The following is a 15,861-nucleotide window of genomic DNA, read 5'->3' as shown; positions in this document are numbered from 1 at the left end:
GGTAATAGGTAATAGGTAATGGGTAATGGGTAATGACTTCTTCATGGAAAACCACATTGTTTTGATTACTGGTGCAAGTAGCGGTATAGGTGCTGCTTGTGCCAAAATTTTTGCTCATGCTGGTGCAAAACTGATTTTAGCGGCACGACGGTGGGAACGTCTACAACAAGTAGCTGATTCCTTGGATATCCCATCTGATAAAATCCATTTATTAGCACTTGATGTGTGCGATCGCTTGGCGGTAGAATCAGTTATTAATAATTTACCCCCTTCCTGGTCAAATATTGATATTTTGATTAATAATGCCGGTTTAAGTCGCGGTTTAGACAAATTACATCAAGGTGACTTTCAAGACTGGGAAGAAATGATTGATACTAATATCAAAGGTTTACTTTACCTCACCCGCTACATAGTCCCAGGAATGGTGGAACGGAATTTTGGTCATGTTATCAATATTGGTTCTATAGCCGGACATCAAACCTATCCTGGTGGTAATGTCTATTGTGGGACAAAAGCAGCCGTTAAAGCCATTTCTGAAGGCTTAAAACAAGACCTTTTAGGAACTCCCGTGCGAGTAACTTCTGTAGACCCTGGAATGGTAGAAACAGAATTTAGTCAAGTGCGTTTTCATGGTGACACAGAACGGGCTAAAAAGGTGTATCAAGGCCTTAAACCCCTAACTCCTGATGATGTGGCTGATGTGATCTTTTTCTGTGCCACTAGGCCAAGTCATGTTAATATTAGTGAGGTCTTACTGATGCCCGTTGACCAAGCCAGCGCGACTTTAGTAAATCGGCGGGTATAAACTTCACTCTCATCCTCTCGTTCCTAGACCGAGGAAAGCCGGAGTCTGGGAACGAGTGATCTTTACCTCCAGATGTCTATTCTATTATTTGAATCTGAACATAGGAAAAGTAGTTACTGATTTTACTGTCGCAATTCCAGTCTCCTCTTCATGCTTTTGTAACCGTTTAATAACTTCCTTTTGAGCTTCTACTTCTGGGGAATACTGCCATGTTTTCTTACTTTGAAGATGCCCACTAATCCCTAGAGATTTATCAGAGATCTTACCACCGTTCTGTTCTAACAGGGTGACGAGATTAGGTTTCAATTCTTCCATCTCTTGTTCCAATAAAGCTAATTGCTGCTTAATTTCTCGATATCTATTGATGTAATTTTCTTCACTGTATCCGAGATCAATTTTTGGTAATTTTTGTTTAGTCAAGTTCATGTTTAATGGTGGGTCGAACTTCTGGATATACCCAACTTCCCACTCATGTAAATCTTGCTCGTCAGTCCAGACAAAGTAACAGATGTGCTGAACTTTGTTGGTTTTGAAATCCTCAAATTTTTCGTGTTGTGAGTGTCTCTTTCTCAAGCTAGACGTGGATATCCCTATATACCAAATTCTACTAGCTGAATCAATAGCGAAGTAAATACCAGGAGCGTCTGGTAAGTTTTGGTGATCTCCCAAAAGAACTTTACCAAGTTTTTTAATTGAGAAACTGGGAATAAAAGCAGAATCCTCTAACTCGATTTGCTGGTCTAAACCGGTTTGTGTCATTTTTCCCCCTAAGTCCAAGACTATTGGCAAAATGTAATATATCTTACTGATTTGCCTTTATGGTTTGTTTTCTTTCACATCTTACCGTGTTTTAATTACCTCTAATTTAGATGAGTATTGTCAGTTGTATTATAATGAAGTCCGTAATGCAGAATTATCAATATTTTGGTGCGTTACGCTGTCGCTAACACACTCTACGTATTTTTGACAAATTAAAAGCAATTACTATACAAAAATATACAGAGAAGAAACTTAAATGTCTCAACAATTAATTGAGTTAATGAAACTAGCAAAAATATTTACACTATATGAAAAATTAAGTTTTATTTGTTACTTAATACAAAGACTGCAACACTGTGAAATTAAACCCAAACCAAGCCACAATTTTACAGAACTTGAAGGAATTGCACCGAATTTATTAGGTGGTATGGATTTTCAAGAATATGTTACACGCATAAGACGCGGTGATTTTCCAGATTTATAGGAAAATAGAAGTGAGTATTACGAACAATTTACGCTGGATGATTTTAAAAATGCTGTATCACATAATCTGTGATTGTTAGGTGGTGCGCTAAATTGTATAAATGCACATTAACGCACCCGATAGTTAATTAAGGAACAATCAAAACAGGACAGGGAGAAAGATTGATTACTCGCGTAGTAACGCTATCAGTTGAGCCTTCCTCCGTTAAGCCTAGTCCTCGACAACCCATAATAATTAAACTGGCCTCAATTTCATCAGCAACATCACAGATAGTAAAAGCTGGTTTACCTTGTCTTTCTAGTAATTCCGCTGTAATTCCCTGTTCAGAAAATAGGTTGCGGGCATTTTCTAGGAGTTGGGCAACTATTTCTGAAGATACCATGGGACTAGTAGTAGACGCTTCTGAGTTTGGCTCTTCAACAACTGAAAGCAGAATTAAGCGGCTATTATATTTTTGCACAATATTGGCAACTATATCAGCGGCCTCTCTGGCTTCTCGACTTTGATCAATGGGAAATAAAACTGTTTTAAACATATCTCACCTCTGCGCCCCTCACTCCGGTAAAATTTTGATGGTCATATTTTGAAGACAATAACAAAAAAGTAATCAGGAGAGTTGTACTGTGTCTAAAAAAAGTTTAGCAAGTTTATCTGCGGCTGATATATCTGGAAAACGCGCTTTAGTACGGGTTGATTTTAATGTGCCTGTGGATGATCAAGGCAACATTACTGATGATACTCGGATTCGGGCGGCGCTACCAACTATCCAAGATTTGACCCAAAAGGGTGCTAAGGTCATTTTAACAAGCCATTTCGGTCGTCCCAAGGGTGTAGATGAAAAATTGCGTTTAACTCCCGTCGCTAAACGTCTTTCTGCGTTGTTGGGACAGGAAGTTATCAAAACTGATGACTGTATTGGTGATGATGTTGCTGCTAAAGTTGCAGCTTTGGACAATGGCCAAGTGCTATTGTTAGAAAATGTCCGCTTTTACGCGGAAGAAGAAAAGAACGACCCCGAATTTGCTCAAAAATTGGCTGCAAACGCTGATTTTTATGTAAATGATGCCTTTGGAACTGCACACCGCGCCCACGCTTCTACTGAGGGTGTAACTAAGTTTTTAAGTCCTTCTGTGGCTGGTTATTTGGTTGAGAAAGAATTGCAATACTTACAAAGTGCTATTGAAGCTCCTCAACGTCCTTTAGCGGCTATTGTCGGCGGTTCTAAGGTTTCTAGCAAAATCGGTGTAATTGAAACTTTGTTAGAAAAATGCGATAAGTTGATCATTGGTGGAGGGATGATTTTCACCTTCTACAAAGCCCGTGGTTTGAGTGTTGGTAAGTCTTTGGTGGAAGAAGATAAACTGGAATTAGCGAAGTCTTTGGAAGCAAAAGCTAAAGAACGGGGTGTGGCTTTGTTGCTACCTACAGATGTGGTACTAGCAGATAAATTTGCTCCTGATGCGGATTCTCAAACCGTCAACATTGACGCAATCCCTGATGGTTGGATGGGTTTAGATATTGGTCCTGATTCTGTAAAGGTTTTCCAAGCAGCTTTGGCTGATTGTAAGACTGTAATTTGGAATGGTCCAATGGGCGTGTTTGAGTTTGATAAATTTGCTAAGGGTACAGAAGCGATCGCTCATACTCTAGCAGATATCAGCAAAACCGGCGCAATTACTATTATCGGTGGTGGTGATTCCGTGGCCGCTGTAGAAAAAGTAGGTTTGGCCGATCAAATGAGCCATATTTCTACTGGTGGTGGTGCTAGTTTGGAGTTGTTGGAAGGTAAGATTTTACCTGGTATTGCAGCTTTAGATGAAGCGTAATTAAAAGTATGAAGGATGAAGTTTTTGGCTTTGTCCTTCATACTCTGCAATTAACCGAATTAAGGAAAACAATATGGAAGTACAAACTCGCATAAATACTTATACACCTGAAGAATATTTAGAATTAGAGGAAAAAGCACTTTATAAAAGCGAATATCGCAATGGAGAAATTATACCTATGACTGGAGGAAGTGGTAATCACAATAAAATTACACTAGCTATTGCTGCTATTTTATTATATGCCCTGAGACGCAAAAAATATGAAGTTTTTATGGCAGATATGCGTTTATGGATTCCACAACTAAGACAATATACTTATCCTGATGTAATTGTAACTGATGGTCAAGCTAGTTATACAAGTAAAAATAATACTACTGTGACTAATCCTTTATTAATTGTTGAGGTTTTATCCAAGTCTACAAAAAATTATGATCAGGGTGAGAAATTTACTTTTTATCGTTCTATTCCCCAATTTAAAGAATATGTTTTAGTAGAACAAAATCAATATCAAGTCATGCACTACAGCAAAACTAATGAGGGTGAATGGATTTTTCGAGAATATAAATCTGAAAATGATATTGTTAAGTTGCAATATCTTGATTTTGAAATTAGTTTAGTAGACATTTATCAAGATGTGAATTTTGAGGATAAAGAATAATATCAAGTTCGGATAATTACTGACGATATAAAAGGTAAAATCATCGAAATCCAAGAAATTAAAGCCTTGATTAAGGAGATAGTTCAAGAAGTATTACAAGAAGAAAGACTAACACTTTATAATACTCTGTTATCATATAGGAATAATACAGAAAATCAAGAATGGAATCAATTTTCTCTTGAACAGGCCATGAGAGGTTTAGAAAATGATCATCTTCCCGAATACACAGAAGCGGACATTATAGAAAATGGCAATAGTTGGTCAAATTGTTTTATTCAAATTTCCCCTAGTTTAACTATATTATATATTTACAGCCCAATCTTCCATTTTTAAATCAGGAACTTTGATAAAATCTTGGTAATTTTGAGTTACTAAAATTGCATTATTAACTAAAGCTATAGCAGCAATTCTTAAATCTTGTGTACCTATGTTTATTTTCTGCTGACGCAGTTTTTTAAAACATTCGCAACATTCTTGATTAAATTCTAATAAATTCATGTTACAGAAATAACGTTGAGTTATTAGTAAATTTTGGTGAGCAATTGGTAATAATTCTGGTTTAGTGGCACATCTACTAATAGCTGCTAATCTACCTTTTAATTGTTCTTCAAGTGTGACAGTTGTAATAAATATATTGGTAATTCCTACAACTTTGGCACGTTGAGCAATATGAGAATTTCCGTGTTGAGAAAGAGTCACAATATTAGTATCAAGAATATATCTACTCACGCTGTTTGATTCTCCTCTAAAGAAGCTTCATAAGCAGCTATTTCTGCATCTAATTCACGGCGATTTGCAGCCATATCTTCTAAAAATTCATCAAAAAGTGGGTCGTCTTTGAAAATACCATCAAACTGAACAAAAGGATTAGATTTTTCCATATCTTCGGATAAAATGTGTATGTTTTGAACAATCTCAGGTTGTTCTATTTTGTAATCTTGATCAAGATTAATCTGATTAATTTTTTCATCAACAATTCTATTAATCAAGGATTCTAAATCCTGTAAAGTCAGTTCGGTAATAGACTGATTATTTAGCATTTATGATTTACCTCCAGTGGTAATATCAGGTTTGTTTTAACTACAATTTATATAATATCAAAATTGTCTGTTAACTAAACTGGTTTAATTCTAGCATACTTACTTACTGGGGAAAAAATCAGTCAATTATCAATTTAAGTGTATTTCGTGTATATTAGTAGATATTTAATCGTAAGACCTCGAAAACCTAACTTGTTTTAAATTTATACTTGATTGATATGAGTGAATCAAAAATCCCATGGCCAATTTGGGCTGCTGTTATGCTGGCTTGCGCGGTTATTGCTGCTTGGGCTTCTCGTCCCCAAACCGATGGTCAAACAGTTGAAGATCTGCAAAGAAAAATTCGCAGTCTAGAAGCACAATTAAATCGTCAGCAACGGACTTATTCTCCAAGTGTTTCTGAACCATCGCCATCACCTAAAGCAATACCTGCACCAACTTCTACTATTACTACTGAACCAACTCCAAATTTATCAAATCCAAAATCGGAACCTGAACCAACACCTACATCAACTCCTACACCTGAACCGCCTTCTATTCCTGAGCCTACTCTGCGTTTATCAAATCCAAAATGGGACTATAGGGCTTTTAATTCTAACGTAAAAACACAGGTTTACGGAGGCGGTTCATACAGATTAGTTGATAAACCTACTTTTGATGAAAATAATAGACAAGTACAATGGATTGCTGAATATATGCATGAAAATGAGAGTTTTCGTTACTATGGGGAGTTATATGGTCTTTTGTACAGATTCAAGGCCGAATTTAAAGACAAAGATGGAATCCTCATGGATTCTATTACCCTTAACGCCGATGGACAAGGGAACAGAAAGCGATATACACTGACAATTCCCGATTCAGTGTGGTCAAGATGGTCGGAAGTTACTCAAGTTATTATTACTAATTACTAAATTTGGTACAAAATGAATAAATTTCAACCTTTGAAAAGTGCTTAGGTTTTGTACATGAAACCATCCTACATATTGGGTGTTGAAAACTCATGTTTATAGGTGATGTAGCAGCAATTAGGGCTGAATATGAAAAATTCCTGTTTCTTTATCCCAGTGAGTTAGTAGGGTGCGTCAGTATGAGTAATTTATCGGTGTGGTTGGGGTTTATAGCACTGACGCACTCCAAGTTGAGATAAAAGTGCTGATTTTCTCATTCAACTTTCTAATTCAAGCATAATTGTAGAATGTAAAAATAGTCTCATGTCTCTTGATATAAGTAAATATTTCCATCCTCAAGGAATTGCAGAACTTTGTGCGATCATACTCTGGCAGAAATCGGCAAAACTGGCGCAACTACGATTGTTCGTAACTTCATATCTTATATGCTGAAAACCGTTCCTGTTCTCGTTGCGCTTTCATTGCCCTCAAACGCTGTATCATTGGAGAGGGATTAGCAGCAGCCTCTTGATAACGCTGTTCCCTCCACCTAGCCAACCGCAACATATAAGCATCTATTTCCCCACGATTATGGAGATAGTAGGTAATAGTAGCGTGAATCTTTTCTAAATCTAGCGATGGCAAATCTTCCAGAATTTGTTCAGGTGTGTATCCTTGTAAGTAATAATCAATCACATCATCAATACCGATTCTATGACCCTTAATGCGGATATCGTCTGAATCTAAAAATTCAAAATAATCTTCTAGCTGCATATTTTTACCTTTATACAGTCCCTTGATTCTATCTTACTTGACAAAGGCTTCTTCGTGGGAGCTTAATTTCTGAATTTTATGTGTTGTGATTGTGATTGCTGCGGATAGGGAAGCGAACTGATAAGTCAGCGATCGCTCACTGATACTCTAGCAAAAATTGGTAAAACTTGCACAACAACTGTTATTTTTAGTGGTGTATTTCTAGCGTAGCGTTATCAGCGCTATGCTAGAAATAGTAAACTTCAAGAAGAGAGCAAATCATGGAAGAATTACTAGAACTCAGAGAATTAGTGGTTTCTGGCAACCTAGAAGCGGCTCTATCTTTAATTGATCAATTAGAAGAAATGAGCAAAGAAGATAAAATCAATAAAATTTATAGCTATTGTGTAGTGCTTTTAGTCCATTTAATTAAACAACAGGCAGAAAAAAGGACAACTCATTCTTGGGATGTTTCCATTCGTAATGCTATTGACGCAATTGATCGGATCAACAAACGCAGAAAGTCTGGAGGATATTACATGGAAAAAAAAGAAATAGAAGAAATTTTACCAGGAGCTTATAATCGAGCTTTAGATAATGCTTCTTTAGAAGCTTTTGGCGGAATTTATGATGAATTAACCTTAAAAAATATGGTAGATCAAGAATTAATTCTCAACCAGGCATTAAATTTTATTTTTAATTAAATAAAGCGCGAACTTAATTAATGAAAAAAAATTCTTGTGCGAATAAATTATGCTATTTACACAAATTGCTATTTAAAAAATCGTTTAATGGTGAGTCATGAAAATCGAAAGTATCCATCTAAAAAACTTTAAAGCTTTCAAAGACGTAGAAATTAAAAAAATTCCCAAAATGTGCGTTTTTGTCGGTGCAAATGGTACTGGTAAAACTACACTTTTTAATGTGTTCAGTTTTCTCAAAGATGCTTTAACCGATAATGTTCATGTTGCTCTCACGAAATTAGGAGGAGGTCGAGGATTTCAGGAAGTAAGAAGCCGCAATTCAACCGGACCAATAGAAATTGAATTAAAATTTCGTCTAGCTGATAAATCACCCTTAATTACTTATTCTTTGAAAATCAATGAAGAAGATGGTCGTCCTCTCATAGAAAGAGAGATTCTTCAGTACAGAAGAGGGAGTAAAGGTCAGCCCTGGAGGTTTATTGATTTTTCCAAAGGTAAAGGACAAGCTGTTATTAATGAACCTGATCAGATTATAGATGAAAAAGAATTAAAACGAGAGGACCACGAGTTAAAATCACCAGATATTCTGGCTTTAAAAGGTTTAGCACAATTTGAAAAATTCCCTGCAAGTAAAGCAATTGGTGATTTACTTGAAAATTGGCATATTTCCGATTTTCATATTCAACAAGCGCGACCAGAACGGGAATCTAGTTATGCAGAACATCTTTCCAAAGAGGGTGAAAACTTGGCAATGGTGACGGAATTTCTCTATAAAAGACATTCTGCTATTTTCCAGAAAATTATTGAAAAACTAAAACAGAGAGTTCCAGGTATTAGCGAAGTTGATTCTAAAATTACCGAGGAAGGACGGGTATTGCTGCGGTTTAAAGATGGTGATTTTCATGATCCTTTTTTAGCCCGATATGTTTCTGATGGAACTATCAAAATGTTTGCTTATTTAGTGCTTTTGTATGACCCAAAACCTCATCCTTTGTTATGTGTAGAAGAACCAGAAAATCAACTTTACCCTAAGCTTTTATATGAACTTGCAGAAGAATTTCGAGAATATGCACGTAAGGGAGGTCAAGTTTTTGTCTCCACTCATTCCCCTGATTTTTTAAATGGTTGCGAACTAGAAGAGGTATTTTGGCTACAAAAAGAAAGAGGTTATACAGTAGTGAAACGAGCGAGTGATGATGAACAAATCACAACTTACATGAATGAAGGTGATAAACTTGGTTATTTATGGAGACAGGGTTTTTTTGAGGGAGCAGACCCGCTATGATAGAGCTTGTTTTCTTGCTAGAAGAACCATCTGCGAAAGCAATGATTGAAGGTATTTTACCTAAGATTATTGTAGAAATAAAAGATATAGTTGTTCGCTATATTGTTTTTGAAGGTAAACAAGATATGGAAAAGCAGATAATACGAAAACTTCAAGGATATAACAATCCTCATGCAAAATTTATAATTTTGCGTGATCAGGATTCTGGAGATTGTCAAGTTATTAAAACAAATCTGCAACAAAAATGTAAAGATGCAAATAAATGTCAATCTATTGTGCGTATTGCTTGTCGTGAATTGGAAAGCTGGTATCTTGCTGATTTAGCAGCGGTAGAAAAAGCTTATAATAAAAACAATATTTCATCACTGCAAAATAAAAATAAATTCCGCAATCCTGATCATATTGAAAGTCCATCTAAAGAATTAAAATCCCTTGTACCTGAATACCAGAAAATCAACGGTTCACGAATAATAGCACCTTATTTGAACCTTGAAAACCCACGCTCCCCCAGTTTTTATCATTTTATTAATTCAATCAAAAAAATTATTCAGTCTTGAGGTACAAATTTATTTACGGTTGACTTCCTGATTTCTATACCTAACTAAGATCGGAAATGCTATAAACTTTTCAATTATTCTCAGGGTTTGGGGTTTCTGTCAGGGTTTCTATGGGTGTAGGTTCTTCTGTCGGGGTTTCTGTGGGTGTTGGCTCTGGTTCTGGGGGATTTTCTGCTATGATAGTTAGTTGATAATTTAGGGTTTCTGAGGCTGTGGAAACAACCACAAATTCATAAAATCCTGTTTCTGGTAATGTATTAGATATACTTCTTTCTTGAGAATCTTCTAAAAATTTGATTTTTCCAGTAGGAGAATAAATTGATATTAAAACTTTTGAATTTGCTTCTAGTTTAACTTCTAAATTTTGATTTTTGGTTAGTCCAGCAATGAAAACTTTACCTCTTCCTGGTTTGAGACTCCCACTCACTGTTTTAGCGGTAGCACTTTCAGGAAAGACTAATCTTTGAAATGCGCTTCTATCAAGAATGGCGTTAAGTTGATCGTTGACAAATCCATACCAAACTTGTCCGATGGGTTGTTTAATAAAATTTTTACCCCTTTGTTCAGGAAATTTACTGAAAAAAGCAACATCCCCCAAATCATACAAAGAACGACTAGCAACGTTAATTTTATTAACTTCGGCTTTCCAGTTAGTGAGGACTGATAATGTATAAGTTCCTAGTTGACTACGGGATTCAGAACTGAGTTCTGACAGCTTTTCTAGAACTTCAGCGGCGGTTTGATCCCATTTTGCGCGTAACTTCTCATCTTCTGGACTATCGCTCAGAATACGCCCTTTTAAACTGGGGTATTTTGCCCAAAATAAATCGTTTGTAATTGTAACATAGAAGTTATAATTTATGTCTAATTCTTCACGGCGATCGCTTAATTTTTGTTTACGTTGTTTTTCCGCTGGTGAAAAATTAACTTCTGGTTTTACTGATTCCCTAGAATTGGAGTTAGATGTAATTATTGGGTGACTTGCGTTGAAATTATAACTGCGGTTTTTAAATCTCCACGTAAGTAATCCACCGCTGATAATTACAGTAAAAGTAATTATAAAAACATTTGTTCCCGTCCAAATACTCGGTTGAGGAGCAGTGGGAGTAATTTTAGGTGGGGAAACTGGGGTTTTCGGGGGAGAAAAAGCGATAGTTGCGGCGGTGGGGGGTTGAGTTTGCGGATAGTTAATAGGTTGAGGATTAAGGGCTTGCAGAACTTGACTGGCGGTTTGATAGCGATTACTGGCAATTGGTGATAACATTTTATCAATAATTTGCCCCAATGCAACACTTAAGCTAACTTCCCGTCGCCATTGCCAACTCAGATTATAAGTATCAATTAATTCTTGTGGTTGTTTACCTGTCAGTAAAACTAACATAGTGGCAGCTAAAGCATATAAGTCACTTTGGGCAGATACTATACCCGTTTGCATTTGTTCTGGTGGGGCAAATCCTATTTTTCCCAACAAAGTTTCACTGGGAGAAGGTGTTTTTGCCCCTGTTTGATAATATTGAGAAGCGGCATTTGCGGCTACTTGTTTCACGCCACCAAAATCAATTAAAACTGGTAATTGATCACCATTTCTCAACATTAAATTATCAGGAGAAATATCACGATGAATGACACCAAGAGAGTGAATATATTCCAGAACTGGTAAAATTTGCTGTAATAGTTGACGAATTTCTGTTTCTGTAAATTTTAAACCGCGTTGTTGACGATGTTTTAATAAAGAATTATAAGTTTCACCATCTACATAATCTTGAATTAAAAAAAGACTTTCTTTACCTTGTAAATTAATTGGTAATAATTCCCGAAATCTAGGAATTTGGGAATGTTGTAATTTATAAAGAACACTTGCTTCTCTTTGAAAAAGTTCCGCTGCTTTTTGGACAACATCAGGAGTTTGTATTTGGGGAGAAAATTCTTTTAAAACACAATTTTCTTGAAAGCGGTTAATATCTGCGGCTAAATAAGTCCGGCCAAATCCTCCTTGGCCAATTTGCCGAATTATAGCATAGCGATCGCCTAAAATTTGACCTGGTTGAATATGGTGATTTACAGATGTTGGTATATTGGTAATTTTCTCTCCACATTGACGACAAAAGCTACTACCAGCGGGATTTTGATGTCCTTGAGAACAATAAAGATTATTCATTTGTCATTTATCAATTGTCAACTTAGAGACTTAGCGATTAGAAGTCGCGGCTATACAAACAATGTCCGCAGCGGCGGACTCAGGAAAAATTAGGAGTTTAAAACCGATTTAGGTGGTTTTTACCTGTGTAAAGCGGTTTTTAACCCCAATTTAACTAGCAATTTTATCAGATGCGATCGCATACCAAATTTGTAAAAAAGTTTTTTGATTTAGTTGACCGCGTTTTTGACCAGGAAACAAGGGTTCAAAGGTTCGATATGTGTCCGTGCGTAAATCTGGGAAAGATTTATATTTACCCAGTTTACCTGCTTTAGCTAGTTGTTCCCATCGTTGGGAATCTTGTTGACTATAACTACCTATTTTCCGTCTAGCTGTCTGACTTAAATTTGCTTTTTCCAAGTTATTTAATAACTGATTAGCAATGTTATTCCATTGTTCCCGTAAAGCAGCATCTTCTGGTTTTTCCGTTAATTTCCGTCCCCTCAAATTCGGATTTTGCATATAGAAAATCTCATTAACTGTATTGGTGAAAAATACCCCAGAAATTTCTAATTCTTTGAGACGACTCAAAACCTCTTGAATACTGCGTTTACTATTTTTTCCACCCCCAGAATTATTAATAGCAGGTATCTTAGGAACTGCAAATTCAGGAAATGTAATTGATGATATCTCCTTCACCGCAAAATTTCCCAAAGCGAACATACCCACACTCGTTAATAACACCCCCGTTGTCATCATCAAGCTAACAGTAAAAGGACGTAACCATACGGGCATAGGTATTTTCTGTACAAATAATGTCGTCTGATTGTGGAAGCTACCACCAATAGTACGAACTTTTTTTATACCTGGTGCGACTATTTGGGTTTTTAGCTTAGTCACATCAGGATGGGGATGATTGTGAGAATTTATCATAGTTTGCCCCCCAGATGCTATAGATGCCAAAGGTAAATCTTTAATAACTTGTTCAGCCTTTTGATAGCGATCGCTGGGCTTATAGGCTAACATCTTTCTTAACACAGTCTCTAACTTGGGACTCACCTTAATTTCCTTACCCCAAAGCCAAACCCCATGAAAACCATCATAAAGTAAATTTGGTTGTTTCCCCGTAATTAGCACTAAAGCTGTTACCGCCAAAGAGTAAAAATCACTACTTTTATATACCTTTCCTTGAAGTAACTGCTCCTCTGGTGCGTAGCCTTTTTTACCTAACAATGTTCTATTTGCCGCCAAGTTTGTCCGCAAAAACCCTTGATAAGCTGGTAACTGTTTCACACCCCCGAAATCAATCAACACGGGTAAATTATCACTTTGGCGTAAAATCAAATTATCCGGGGAAATATCGCGGTGAACAATATCCAAACTATGAATATAAGCCAGCACTGGGAGAATATTGTGCAGTAAATTAATAACTTCTTCCTCACTAAAAGACTTTCCCTGATTTTGACGCTGTGCCAATAATTGGTCATAATTATCACCCTCAATGTAATCTTGCACCAAAAAGAAAAAATCCTTAGTACCAATTTTAGCTTGAAAGGAAGAGTGAAAATGAGGAATTTGGGGATGTTGGATTTTTTCCAGGACACTGGCTTCCCGTACAAACAACTCCTTGGCCTTTTGTAAATCCTGGGGTTTGACAACTTGAGGCGCAAATTCCTTTAAAACGCAGATTTTCCGATATTTTTGCCTATCAACCGCCAGATAACTGCGTCCAAAGCCACCTTGTCCCAATATACGCCCAATTTCATAACGATTATCAATAACTTGCCCCACAGTCAAGGGTAGTGATTCACCGCAGACAGTACAAAAATGGTGATTAGCATTATTTGCGTGTTTTTGACTGCAATATACTTGCATAATACTACGAGATAAATTAAGTCTAATCAAGTTATACAACATCACCAAAAGGATTTACGCAATGTTTGTTCACGGAGTATGAAAATAAAAAATCCATTATAAATATTAACAATTAGTAATATTCCGTAATTTTGAGTAAATATCTATTTTTAGGGTTGACATTTCAAGATTTTTGTTCTATTTTAATTAGAATCATTAGGTCTAGCTGTCTAAATCAGGACTTACGCAAAATATCTCTCAAATCCTCATTTCTCCGTGACCTCTGTGCCTGGAGTGGTTCGTTATTCCATGAATCTTGCGTAAGTCCTATAAATATCAAAAACTTAATACTAATTAAAATTACCCGAAAATTACCTGCGTTCTTTGGTCTTTATTTAAAGATATAAAATATATTGGAAATTTAAGATCAACGAACCACAGAGGACACAGAGGACACAAAGACAGGAAAGAAAATTTCCAAAAAATTTGACGCAGTTTTACGGGAAGATGGTATGATTACCAGTCTATTTTCGAGATAATAAAGATAAATTAAATAAATCTAGTCAACACCATAGTTTTTACCTGAGATAAATTATGAAATCCCCAACAGAAACCCAAAATATAATTCAAGAACTCACCAACTTTATATCTCTTCCTTTAGAGGAAAAACTGCAACTTTATCCCGATCATGATCTAGAAATAACTGTGATCAAATTCTTTCAGAAAGTCGCAGCTAATGTACCTGCATATCAAGAATTTTTGGCAAAAGCCGGAATTAAACCAGATAATATTCAAACTTTGGCTGATTTTCAGAAAATACCGAAAATTAATAAGGAGAATTATATAGCAAAATATCCTGTATCTCAATTGTGTTATCATGGAAAAATAGAAAACTGTGATTTTATAGCTGCTTCCTCCGGTTCTACAGGAAAATCAACATTTTGGCCGCGTTTTTTAACAGATGAATTACACATAGCAACCCGCTTTGAGCAAATTTTTCATAATAGTTTCTACGCAGATTCTCAAACTACTTTAGCCGTAATTTGTTTTTCCTTGGGAACTTGGGTAGGAGGAATGTTTACTACTAATTGTTGTCGTTATTTAGCTGCTAAAGGTTATCCCCTGACCGTCATTACTCCAGGTAATAATAAACCGGAAATTTTGCGAATTGTCCAGGAATTAGGAGCTAACTTTCAGCAAGTTGTATTATTAGGATATCCACCATTTTTAAAAGATGTCATTGATACGGGTCTTGCTCAAGGAATGCGATGGAAACAATATAATATTAAATTGGTAATGGCCGGAGAAGTATTTAGTGAAGAATGGCGAAATTTAGTCGCTGAAAGAATGGGTTCTGAAAATCCCTGTGATGATTTTGCTTCTTTGTATGGAACAGCAGACGCGGGAGTTTTAGGAAATGAAACCCCTTTAAGTATATGTATTCGACGGTTTTTAGCGCGTACTCCCGCAGCAGCCAAAGCATTATTTGGAGAGTCCCGTTTACCTACTTTAGTCCAATATGATCCTAGCAGTCGTTTTTTTGAAGTTGAAGAGGGAAATCTGCTATTTTCTGGGGATAATGGAGTTCCTTTAATTAGATATAGTATTCTTGATCATGGGGGTTTAATTTCCTATCCAGAAATGCTAGAATTTTTAGCAAATTGGGGTTTTAATCCTCTCACAGAATTAGAAAATAATCGCGGAATTAATCAGTTACCTTTTGTCTATGTTTTCGGACGTTCTAACTTTACAGTTTCCTATTTTGGCGCAAATATCTACCCAGAAAATATTACAGTAGGGTTGGAACAACCAATTATTAGAGAATGGGTAACGGGTAAATTTGTATTACAAATAAAGGAAGATTTAGACAAAAACCGCTTTTTATCTGTAGTCGTCGAACTAGCACCAGGAATAGAAGATCAAGAACAGAAAAAATCATCTATTACTAACTCTATTTTGACCCAATTATTACGTCTGAATAGTGAATTTGCTAATTATGTTCCCCCCCAATATCAAACCCCCTTGGTAGAATTAAAACCCATTGGTGATCTTGAATATTTTCCCATAGGAGTCAAACACAGATATACTCGAAATAACACAAGTAAATAGGTA

The 15,861-nt window shown here is 36.2% G+C and carries 17 protein-coding genes; 10 read left to right on the top strand and 7 right to left on the bottom strand.

All coding sequences use genetic code 11. The features are described from left to right. Window positions 1-25 precede the first annotated feature (25 nt). A complete protein-coding gene (locus ACIR310F_RS0120115; RefSeq protein WP_028085377.1) occupies window positions 26-805 on the top strand; it encodes an SDR family oxidoreductase in 780 nt (259 codons plus the stop codon). A gap of 84 nt (window positions 806-889) precedes the next feature. On the opposite strand, the gene ACIR310F_RS0120110 is transcribed toward ACIR310F_RS0120115, so the two are convergent. Beyond that, window positions 890-1,564 (bottom strand): GIY-YIG nuclease family protein, encoded by a 675-nt coding sequence (locus tag ACIR310F_RS0120110; protein WP_028085376.1) that lies wholly within the window; start codon window positions 1,562-1,564, stop codon window positions 890-892. A gap of 256 nt (window positions 1,565-1,820) precedes the next feature. On the opposite strand from ACIR310F_RS0120110, the gene ACIR310F_RS0120105 reads away from it, so the two are divergent. Then, window positions 1,821-2,048 carry a hypothetical protein gene (locus ACIR310F_RS0120105; protein ID WP_028085375.1) on the top strand — a complete coding sequence of 76 codons (228 nt, stop codon included), beginning with the start codon at window positions 1,821-1,823 and terminating at the stop codon, window positions 2,046-2,048. A 127-nt stretch (window positions 2,049-2,175) separates the two neighbouring features. Here ACIR310F_RS0120105 and ACIR310F_RS0120100 read toward each other — a convergent pair whose 3' ends face one another. Continuing rightward, window positions 2,176-2,583 carry a universal stress protein gene (locus ACIR310F_RS0120100; protein ID WP_028085374.1) on the bottom strand — a complete coding sequence of 136 codons (408 nt, stop codon included), beginning with the start codon at window positions 2,581-2,583 and terminating at the stop codon, window positions 2,176-2,178. Between the two features lie 88 nt (window positions 2,584-2,671). Between ACIR310F_RS0120100 and ACIR310F_RS0120095 the strand changes: the two genes are divergently transcribed. The 3 genes from ACIR310F_RS0120095 to ACIR310F_RS23335 all read left to right on the top strand — a co-directional run bounded on the left by ACIR310F_RS0120095 (window position 2,672) and on the right by ACIR310F_RS23335 (window position 4,865). Continuing rightward, the gene (locus ACIR310F_RS0120095; RefSeq protein ID WP_028085373.1) at window positions 2,672-3,874 is read left to right on the top strand and encodes a phosphoglycerate kinase; all 1,203 of its coding nucleotides are present in this window, start codon (window positions 2,672-2,674) and stop codon (window positions 3,872-3,874) included. Window positions 3,875-3,947: 73 nt separating this feature from the next. Further along, window positions 3,948-4,532, top strand: a complete 585-nt coding sequence (locus tag ACIR310F_RS0120090; protein WP_028085372.1) for a Uma2 family endonuclease — start codon at window positions 3,948-3,950, stop codon at window positions 4,530-4,532. Between the two features lie 66 nt (window positions 4,533-4,598). After that, on the top strand, window positions 4,599-4,865 hold the full coding sequence (locus ACIR310F_RS23335) for a hypothetical protein (protein WP_155963936.1): 267 nt from the start codon (window positions 4,599-4,601) through the stop codon (window positions 4,863-4,865). On the opposite strand, the gene ACIR310F_RS0120080 is transcribed toward ACIR310F_RS23335, so the two are convergent. Both ACIR310F_RS0120080 and ACIR310F_RS23330 read right to left on the bottom strand, forming a co-directional pair. Beyond that, on the bottom strand, window positions 4,833-5,261 hold the full coding sequence (locus ACIR310F_RS0120080; RefSeq protein ID WP_028085371.1) for a type II toxin-antitoxin system VapC family toxin: 429 nt from the start codon (window positions 5,259-5,261) through the stop codon (window positions 4,833-4,835). The two genes, ACIR310F_RS23335 and ACIR310F_RS0120080, sit on opposite strands and share 33 nt — an antisense overlap. Continuing rightward, the gene (locus tag ACIR310F_RS23330; RefSeq protein ID WP_051289776.1) at window positions 5,258-5,572 is read right to left on the bottom strand and encodes a hypothetical protein; all 315 of its coding nucleotides are present in this window, start codon (window positions 5,570-5,572) and stop codon (window positions 5,258-5,260) included. The genes ACIR310F_RS0120080 and ACIR310F_RS23330 overlap by 4 nt, the downstream gene beginning before the upstream one ends. A 218-nt stretch (window positions 5,573-5,790) precedes the next feature. On the opposite strand from ACIR310F_RS23330, the gene ACIR310F_RS0120070 reads away from it, so the two are divergent. Next, window positions 5,791-6,483, top strand: coding sequence for a hypothetical protein (locus ACIR310F_RS0120070; protein ID WP_028085370.1), 693 nt, complete (start codon window positions 5,791-5,793; stop codon window positions 6,481-6,483). Window positions 6,484-6,894: 411 nt separating this feature from the next. Here ACIR310F_RS0120070 and ACIR310F_RS0120065 read toward each other — a convergent pair whose 3' ends face one another. Next, complete coding sequence (locus ACIR310F_RS0120065; RefSeq protein ID WP_028085369.1) at window positions 6,895-7,233, bottom strand: DUF433 domain-containing protein; 339 nt, start codon at window positions 7,231-7,233, stop codon at window positions 6,895-6,897. 260 nt (window positions 7,234-7,493) lie between these two features. On the opposite strand from ACIR310F_RS0120065, the gene ACIR310F_RS0120060 reads away from it, so the two are divergent. From ACIR310F_RS0120060 to ACIR310F_RS0120050, 3 genes are all read left to right on the top strand, one after another. Beyond that, a complete protein-coding gene (locus ACIR310F_RS0120060; RefSeq protein ID WP_028085368.1) occupies window positions 7,494-7,916 on the top strand; it encodes a DUF29 family protein in 423 nt (140 codons plus the stop codon). A 97-nt stretch (window positions 7,917-8,013) separates the two neighbouring features. After that, a complete protein-coding gene (locus ACIR310F_RS0120055) occupies window positions 8,014-9,201 on the top strand; it encodes an AAA family ATPase (RefSeq protein ID WP_028085367.1) in 1,188 nt (395 codons plus the stop codon). Next, window positions 9,198-9,758 carry a DUF4276 family protein gene (locus ACIR310F_RS0120050; RefSeq protein ID WP_028085366.1) on the top strand — a complete coding sequence of 187 codons (561 nt, stop codon included), beginning with the start codon at window positions 9,198-9,200 and terminating at the stop codon, window positions 9,756-9,758. The genes ACIR310F_RS0120055 and ACIR310F_RS0120050 overlap by 4 nt, the downstream gene beginning before the upstream one ends. 70 nt (window positions 9,759-9,828) lie before the next feature. Here the strand turns inward: ACIR310F_RS0120050 and ACIR310F_RS0120045 are convergent, their stop codons facing one another. Both ACIR310F_RS0120045 and ACIR310F_RS0120040 read right to left on the bottom strand, forming a co-directional pair. Beyond that, on the bottom strand, window positions 9,829-11,916 hold the full coding sequence (locus tag ACIR310F_RS0120045; RefSeq protein WP_028085365.1) for a serine/threonine-protein kinase: 2,088 nt from the start codon (window positions 11,914-11,916) through the stop codon (window positions 9,829-9,831). A 150-nt stretch (window positions 11,917-12,066) separates the two neighbouring features. Further along, the gene (locus tag ACIR310F_RS0120040; protein ID WP_028085364.1) at window positions 12,067-13,770 is read right to left on the bottom strand and encodes a serine/threonine-protein kinase; all 1,704 of its coding nucleotides are present in this window, start codon (window positions 13,768-13,770) and stop codon (window positions 12,067-12,069) included. A 573-nt stretch (window positions 13,771-14,343) separates the two neighbouring features. Here ACIR310F_RS0120040 and ACIR310F_RS0120035 point away from each other — a divergent pair. Beyond that, the gene (locus ACIR310F_RS0120035; protein WP_028085363.1) at window positions 14,344-15,858 is read left to right on the top strand and encodes a phenylacetate--CoA ligase family protein; all 1,515 of its coding nucleotides are present in this window, start codon (window positions 14,344-14,346) and stop codon (window positions 15,856-15,858) included. Window positions 15,859-15,861 lie beyond the last annotated feature (3 nt).

Origin of the sequence: Dolichospermum circinale AWQC310F (assembly GCF_000426925.1) — a bacterium.
GTDB classification, from domain to species: Bacteria; Cyanobacteriota; Cyanobacteriia; order Cyanobacteriales; family Nostocaceae; genus Dolichospermum; species Dolichospermum circinale.
This window is presented reverse-complemented; position numbering and strand designations above follow the sequence as displayed.